We start from the raw sequence: 7,720 nt of genomic DNA on the forward strand, positions 1-7,720 counted from the left end.
CACGGTCAGGTGTGCGCGCACGGCGGGGCTCTCCACCAGGGGAGCACCCTTGCGCCGCTATTTCGCCCGCAAACTTCTCATCTACGGACTGACGTTCGTCGTGGCCGTCACCGTCAACTGGATGATCCCGCGCTTCATGCCCGGTGACCCGGTCTCCGCCATGGTCGCCCGCGCCCGTGTCTCGCAGCCGGAGGCCGCCGAGGCGATGCGCACCTACTACAACAACCTGTTCGGCTTCGACGAACCCCTCTGGCAGCAGTACATGCACTTCTGGGGCGCGCTGCTCCAGGGCGACTTCGGGATCTCCATCTTCGTCTTCCCGACACCGGTCGGCGACGTCCTGCTCGACGCGCTCCCGTACACACTCGGCCTGATGATCCCGGCCGTCCTGCTCAGCTGGTTCGTGGGCAACTGGATCGGCGCGCTGTCCGCCCGCCGCAAGGTCCTCGACAACACCGTGCTGCCGGCCGGCTATCTGCTGACCGCCATGCCGTACATGTGGATCGCCGTCATCCTGGCCTGGGCGCTGGGCGCCAAGGCCGGCTGGTTCCCCATATCGGGGGGCTACAGCCTGGACATCCAGCCCGGCTGGAGCGCCGACTTCGTGCTGGACGCGCTGCACCACTGGGTGCTGCCGTTCCTCTCGCTGTTCCTCGTCGCGCTCGGCGGCTGGGCCATCGGCATGCGGAACATGATCATCTATGAGCTGGAGTCCGACTACTCGTCGTACCTGGCGGCCCTCGGTGCGCCCCAGCGGCTCATCCGCCGCTACGCCTTCCGCAACGCCGTCCTCCCCCAGATCACCGGGCTCGCCCTGCAACTGGGCGTCCTGGTCGCCGGAGCGCTCGTCACCGAGATCGTGTTCGCCTATCCGGGGCTCGGCTCACTGATCCTGGCCGCGATCCAGAACCAGGACTTCTTCCTGCTCCAGGGCGCGTTCCTGTTCATCGTCATCGGCGTACTGATCGCCAACTTCCTCATCGACATCGTGTACGTCGTCGTCGACCCCCGCACCCGTACGGGCATGGCAGGAGGCACGTCATGAGCACACTGCCCGATCCGGCGCCCGAGGCTCCCTCCGCCGATGCACCCGTGGCCGAGCCGGGCCGCGAGTCGCTGCACTACGCGGTGCGCAACCCCAAACTGATCATCGGCGTGAGCCTGGTCGCCGTCCTGCTCGCGGTCGGTGTCATCGGACCGATGCTGCTCGACAACGGCAACCCCAACGAATACGTCGGCCCGCAGGCGTCCGCGCCCGACGGGACGTACTGGATGGGCACCACCACCTTCGGCCAGGACGTGTTCGCGCAGTTCGTGCACGGGCTGCGCGCCACCTTCCTGGTGGGCGTCGTCGGCGGAGCCATCGCCGCAGTCATCGCCATGGTGGTCGGCTTCCTCGCCGGCTACCGGGGCGGAGTCGTCGACGAGATCCTCAACATGCTCACCAACGTCGTCCTGGTGATCCCCGCCCTCGCCGTCCTGCTGATCATCAACGCCTACATGGGGGTGCGCAGCGTCGCCGTGCAGGGCCTGTTCATCGGCCTGACCTCGTGGCCCTGGGCGGCCCGCGCGATCCGGGCGCAGACCTTCTCGCTGCGCACCCGGGAGTTCGTGGACCTGGCCCGGCTCAGCGGGAGCGGCACCTGGCGGATCGTCTTCCGCGAGATCGCGCCCAACATGAGCTCGTACCTCTTCATGATGTTCATCCTGCTCTTCGGCGGGTCCATCCTCATCGCCTCCTCGCTGGACTTCATCGGGCTCGGCCCGACGGAAGGCGTCTCGCTCGGCCTGATGCTGCAGAGCGCCCAGCAGTGGAGCGCGCTCCAACTCGGCATGTGGTGGTGGTTCGTTCCCCCGGGCGCCGGGATCACCGCGATCGTCGGCGCGCTCTACGTCGCCAACGTGGGCCTCGACGAGGTCTTCAACCCGAAGCTGAGGGAGTCGTGAGCACATGACCCTGACCGTCAACGATCTGCGGGTGCACTACCGCACGCTGCGTGGCGAGGTCCGGGCCCTGGACGGCGTCGGCTTCGACCTGGCGGACGGCGAGATCCTGGGCCTGGCGGGCGAGTCCGGCTGCGGCAAGACCACCCTGGGCAAGTCCCTCATCCGGCTCGACGGCCGGATGCGGCACGTCGGCGGCACCGTGACGCTGGACGGCGACGAACTCCCGCTGTCCGACGACCGCGCGATGAACGCCTACCGCTTCCACAAGATCTCGCTCGTCCCCCAGTACTCGATGAGCGCGCTCAACCCGACCCGCCGCATCGGCCGTATGATCCGCGAGCTCCTCGCCTCGCGGGGCGTCACCGTGGACACCGGCGAACTGCACCGCCGGCTCGCACTGGTCGGACTCGGACCCGAGGTCCTGGACCGCTATCCGATCGAGCTGTCCGGAGGCATGAAGCAGCGCGCCGTCATGGTGATCTCCACGCTGCTCGATCCGTCCGTCCTCATCGCGGACGAGGTCACCTCGGCCCTGGACGTCTCCAACCAGCAGGCCGTCGTGGGCGCCCTCACGGGACTCCGCGACAAGGGCCTGGTCACCAGCATGATCTTCGTGACCCACGACCTCGGGCTGACCTCGCACATCGCCGACTCGATCATGGTGATGTATGCGGGCAAGCTGGCCGAGAAGGCCCCCACGAAGGTGCTGACGAACGGGCCCCGCCACCCGTACACGAAGATGCTGATCGGCTCGCTGCCCCAGGTGGGCGCCCGCTACAAGGACAAGCCGCTCAGAGGCATCGAGGGCTCCCCGCCCTCCCTGCTGAACCCACCGGCCGGCTGCCGCTTCCGCGACCGCTGCCCGCTCGCCGACAGCGGCTGCGCCGAGGAGCCGCCGGTCGTCGAGGTGGCCCCCCGTCACACCGTCGCATGCTGGAAGGCGGCCTGATGCTGACCCTCGACCGTGTCACCAAGACCTTCCGGGCCGGTGCCTTCGGCGGCGGCTCCGTCACCGCGGTGGACCGGGTGTCCTTCGAGGCGGCGCCCGGCGAACTGGTCTCGCTCATCGGCGAGAGCGGCAGCGGGAAGTCCACCATCGGCCGCATGGTCCTGGGTCTCACCCGGGTCAGCGGCGGCAGTCTCACGCTGGACGGCGAACAGGTCCGGCCCGGCAAGGACTTCTACCGCCGTGTCCAGGGCGTCTTCCAGGACCCCTTCAGCTGCTACAACCCCGTCTTCAAGGCCGACCGCGTCTTCGCGCTGGTCCGCCACGCCTACCACCCGGGCCTCTCCGGCAAGGAGTGGGCGGACCGGGTGGAGAAGGCGGTACGGGACGTCCGTCTGGACCCCGGACAGGTGCTGGGCCGCTACCCGCACCAGCTCAGCGGCGGGCAGCTGCAGCGCCTGCTGATCGCCCGCGCCCTCCTGCTCGACCTGCGTTTCCTGGTCGCCGACGAGATCACCAGCATGCTCGACGCCTCCACCCGCATCGACGTGCTCAACCTCCTCGCCGGCCTCAAGGAACGCGGCCTCGGCGTCCTCTACATCACCCACGACCTCTCGCTCGGCACCTACCTCGCCGAGAGGACGGTGGTGCTGAGGAACGGCCGCGTCGTCGAGCGGGGCGACACACAGAAGGTCTTCGGCAACCCGCTCCACCCCTACACCCGCACGCTCCTGGCCGCGGTGCCCCGGCTGAACCAGCCCTGGACGACCGCCGAACCCGTGGAGGCCTGCGCCTTCCACGAGGGGGGCGCACGGGACACCGACCTGCACGAGACCGAGCCGGACCACTTCGTCGCCTGCGCCGGACTCCCCGACTGCGGAAGGACCTCCGCGTGACTCCTCGCCACCTGCCCCTGCACGACGGCTGGACCCTGCGTGCCGACAGCGCCGTACCGGTCGGGCTCCCCTCGGACGGCGTCCCGGCGGCCGTCCCCGGCTGCGTCCACACCGACCTGCTGGCCGCCGGGCTGATCGACGACCCCTATCTGGACGACAACGAGAAACGGCTCGGCTGGATCGGCCGCACCGACTGGACGTACCGCACCGACTTCGCGTGGTCGGCCGACGAGCACGAGTTCACCGACCTGTGCTTCGACGGCCTCGACACCGTCGCCACGATCCTGCTCAACGGCACCGAGGCCGGGTCCACCGCCAACCAGCACCGCAGCTACCGCTTCCCCGTGCGGCCGCTGCTGCGCGAGGGCCTCAACACCCTCGTCGTGCGCTTCACCGCCCCGTACACCTACGCCGAGGCGCTGCGCGACAAGCTCGGCGACCGGCCCGGCGCGTACACCGAGCCGTACGCCTTCATCCGCAAGATGGCCTGCAACTTCGGCTGGGACTGGGGCCCCACCCTGGTCACCTCCGGGATCTGGCGGCCGGTCGCGCTGGAGTCCTGGACCGGTCCGCGCATCGCCGAGGTGAAGGTCATCGCCGACCTCGACGGGGACGGGGTGCCGCGTCTCGCGCTCACCCTCGACGTCGACCGGTCCGGGGACGGTCCCCTGGAGGCATCGGTGGAGGTGGCCGGCGAGCTGGCCGTGTTCACCGTCCCGGCCGGCGAGGACCGTGCCGCCGTCACCCTCTCAGTCCCCGGCGCCGCGCGCTGGTGGCCGCACAGCCACGGCGAGCAGCCGCTGTACGACGTAACCGTCCGCCTCGGCGACGAGGCGTGGGGCGGCAGGACGGGCTTCCGGGGCGTCGGCCTGGAGCGCGACGCCTTCCGTGTCTCCGTCAACGACGAGCCCGTCTTCGTGCGAGGGGTGAACTGGATCCCCGACGACTGCTTCCCGGCGCGGGTCACCCGGCAGCGGATCTCCGACCGCCTCGACCAGGCGATCGCCGCGGGCGTCAACCTGATCCGGGTCTGGGGCGGCGGCCTCTACGAGAGCGACGACTTCTACGAGCTGGCCGACGAGAAGGGGCTGCTGGTCTGGCAGGACTTCCCGTTCGCCTGCGCGGCCTATCCGGAGGAGCAGCCGCTGTACGACGAGGTGGCCGCGGAGGTCCGCGAGAACCTCGTCCGGCTCGCCCCGCACCCCTCGCTGGTGCTGTGGTGCGGCAACAACGAGAACCTGGAGGGCCACGCCGACTGGGGCTGGCAGGAGAAGCTGGAGGGCCGCACCTGGGGACACGCCTACTACCACGAGCTGTTGCCCGCCCTGTGCGCGGAGACCGACCCCTCCCGGCCGTACTGGCCGGGATCGCCCTACTCCGGCTCTCCGGAGCTCCCCCCGAACGACCCCGCCCTGGGCACGGTCCACCTGTGGGAGGTGTGGAACCGGGTCGACTACCGCCACTACGCCGACACCGCGCACCGCTTCGTGGCCGAGTTCGGTTTCCAGGGACCGCCCGCGTACGCCACCCTGCGCCGCGCCGTCAGCGGCCCGCTGGGCCTGGGCGCTCCGCTGATCGCCCACCACCAGAAGGCGGAGGACGGCGACGCGAAACTGCTGCGCGGCCTGGGGGACCACCTTCCGCAGCCAGCCTCCTTCGACGACTGGCTCTGGCTCACCCAGTTGAACCAGGCGCGCGCGGTCGCCTTCGGCATCCGCCACTTCCGCTCGCACAGCCCGTACTGCATGGGCTCGGTCGTGTGGCAGCTCAACGACTGCTGGCCGGTCGTCTCCTGGGCGGCGGTGGACGGCGACGGGCGCCGCAAGCCTCTCTGGTACGCCCTGCGTTCGGTCTACGCGGACCGGCTGATGGCGGTACGGGACGGCGCCCTGCACCTGGTCAACGACTCCGCCCGCCTCTGGGAGGGCACGCTACGGCTGACCCGCCGCTCCCTGGACGGGGCCGTCCTGGCCGAGGAGACGGTCGTGGTGGGCACGGCGGCCCGCGGGGTCACCCGGGTGCCCCTGCCGCCCTCGGTCGCCGAGCCCGGGGACAGCGCCCGCGAGGTGCTGGTGGCGGAGCTGGGCGACCTGCGGTCGGTCGAGTTCTACGAGGAGGACACCCGTCTCGCGCTGCCGCCGGCACGATACGACGTCACGGTCACCCAGGGTGACGAGTCGGGTATCGGCTACCGGGTCACGGTGACGGCGCGGACACTGCTGCGTGATCTGGCGCTCTTCCCCGACCGGCTGGATCCGGCGGCCGAGGTGGACGACATGCTCGTCACCCTGCTGCCCGGCGAGAGCGCGGTGTTCCACGTCACGGGGACGGTGCTGAAGGAACCGGAGGCACTGGGCTCGCGGCCCGTTCTCCGGTGCGTCAACGACCTCGTCGACGGGTGAGGTGGCGGGGCCCTGGCGGACGGGTGGCGCGGCCCATGGCGTATGAGCCGTACGGGTGCGGCGAGTTTCCGTCATTCCCGTTTGCCAGGGTTCGTCCCCCTCGACCGGGGCGGGCGTGTGCTGATGCGGCACCAGGTGTCTGACGGACCCTCACACGATCAATAAAATAAGACAACATCGAGTTGATGTTCCGCTGTTCGAGGGATGCCCCCGGATAGGGTCATGTGCCAAACGCGGAGCCGCGCGCCCACGCCCGGGTGGTGGAATGCAGACACGGCGAGCTTAAACCTCGCTGCCTCCTCGGGGGCGTGCCGGTTCGAGTCCGGCTCCGGGCACCACCGCACGGTCGGTGGAGCCCAGGCGGCCGCACGGTACTTCAGCTGTCAACTTCTCGTGAAGAGCCTTTGCCGGAGACCCGGCACGGCCCGGGTGGTCACCGTGCGTACGTGGCGTGTCCCGTCCGTGCATCTCCTGTCCGGGGGAACCGGGACGGGCCTTCTCTCAAAGATCCTCCTCTGGCACTAGGGTGATTGTTTTGCCTACCCATTACTCTTGACGCAAGGCCGCGCAAGGTGGCCATGGAGGAGTGAAATGAGGAGCAGCAACCCGGTCTTCTCGCGACGGGGGTTCAGCCGCGACAACGGCTACGCGGGCTTCAACGCGGCGCCGCAGGCCGGGGCCCCCGCAGCGGGTGCCAACTCGTACGCGCAGGGCACCGCCGCCAACCCGTACGCCACGAACCCCTACGCCCAGCAGGACACCCAGTACGGCGCCCCGCAGGCGCCCGCGCGCTCCGGCGCGATGACGATCGACGACGTCGTCACGCGTACGGCCATGACGCTGGGCACCGTGGTGCTCACCGCCGCGCTCTCCTGGGCCCTCCTGCCGGTCGACGAGGCCAATCTCGGCAAGTCCTACGGCATCGCCATCGGCGCAGCCCTGGTGGCGTTCGTCTTCGCGATCATCCAGTCCTTCAAGCGCAAGGCGTCGCCCGCGCTGATCCTGGCCTACGCGGCCTTCGAGGGTGTCTTCCTCGGAGTGATCTCCAGCACGGTCAGCACCTACATCAGCCCCGGCACGGTGATGCAGGCGGTGATGGGCACCATGTGTGTCTTCGCCGGTGTCCTCATCGCGTACAAGATGCGCTGGATCCGCGTCACCCGCCGTTTCTACGGCTTCGTGATGGCAGCGGCCATGGGCTTCGTGCTCCTGATGATGGTCAACCTGCTGTTCTCCGTGTTCGGCGGCGGTGACGGCCTCGGCTTCCGCAGTGGCGGCCTCGGCATCCTCTTCGGAGTCGTCGGCATCATTCTCGGTGCCTGCTTCCTGGCCCTGGACTTCAAGCAGGTCGAGGACGGCATCAACTACGGCGCACCGCGCGAGGAGTCCTGGCTGGCGGCCTTCGGCCTCACCCTGACCCTCGTGTGGATCTACCTGGAGATGCTGCGTCTGCTCTCCATCCTCAACGGGGACGACTGACCCCGTAGGCGCGACGACAGACGGAACGGCCCGCAGGCACAGTGCCTGCG

General features: G+C 69.6%; 6 protein-coding genes and 1 tRNA gene. All 7 read left to right on the forward strand.

Going from position 1 to position 7,720, the window contains the following annotated elements:
- Nucleotides 1-1,045 (forward strand): ABC transporter permease (locus tag ACFWFI_RS38620; protein ID WP_387399887.1); only part of this gene is annotated, 1,045 nt, incomplete at its 5' end.
- The gene (locus ACFWFI_RS38625) at nucleotides 1,042-1,947 is read left to right on the forward strand and encodes an ABC transporter permease (protein WP_387399889.1); all 906 of its coding nucleotides are present in this window, start codon (nucleotides 1,042-1,044) and stop codon (nucleotides 1,945-1,947) included. The genes ACFWFI_RS38620 and ACFWFI_RS38625, both read left to right, overlap by 4 nt.
- A 4-nt stretch (nucleotides 1,948-1,951) precedes the next feature.
- Entirely contained in the window at nucleotides 1,952-2,896 is a 945-nt protein-coding gene (locus tag ACFWFI_RS38630) for an ABC transporter ATP-binding protein (RefSeq protein WP_387399891.1), read from the forward strand.
- Complete coding sequence (locus ACFWFI_RS38635; protein WP_387399893.1) at nucleotides 2,896-3,789, forward strand: ATP-binding cassette domain-containing protein; 894 nt, start codon at nucleotides 2,896-2,898, stop codon at nucleotides 3,787-3,789. Before ACFWFI_RS38630 ends, ACFWFI_RS38635 begins: the two co-directional genes overlap by 1 nt.
- Nucleotides 3,786-6,191, forward strand: a complete 2,406-nt coding sequence (locus tag ACFWFI_RS38640; protein WP_387399895.1) for a glycoside hydrolase family 2 protein — start codon at nucleotides 3,786-3,788, stop codon at nucleotides 6,189-6,191. The genes ACFWFI_RS38635 and ACFWFI_RS38640 overlap by 4 nt, the downstream gene beginning before the upstream one ends.
- A gap of 251 nt (nucleotides 6,192-6,442) precedes the next feature.
- Nucleotides 6,443-6,529: transfer RNA gene (locus tag ACFWFI_RS38645), tRNA-Leu, on the forward strand.
- 253 nt (nucleotides 6,530-6,782) lie between these two features.
- The gene (locus tag ACFWFI_RS38650) at nucleotides 6,783-7,670 is read left to right on the forward strand and encodes a Bax inhibitor-1/YccA family protein (RefSeq protein ID WP_387399897.1); all 888 of its coding nucleotides are present in this window, start codon (nucleotides 6,783-6,785) and stop codon (nucleotides 7,668-7,670) included.
- Nucleotides 7,671-7,720: the final 50 nt, after the last annotated feature.

This window comes from Streptomyces sp. NPDC060209 (genome assembly GCF_042728155.1).
Lineage (GTDB): Bacteria > Actinomycetota > Actinomycetes > Streptomycetales > Streptomycetaceae > Streptomyces.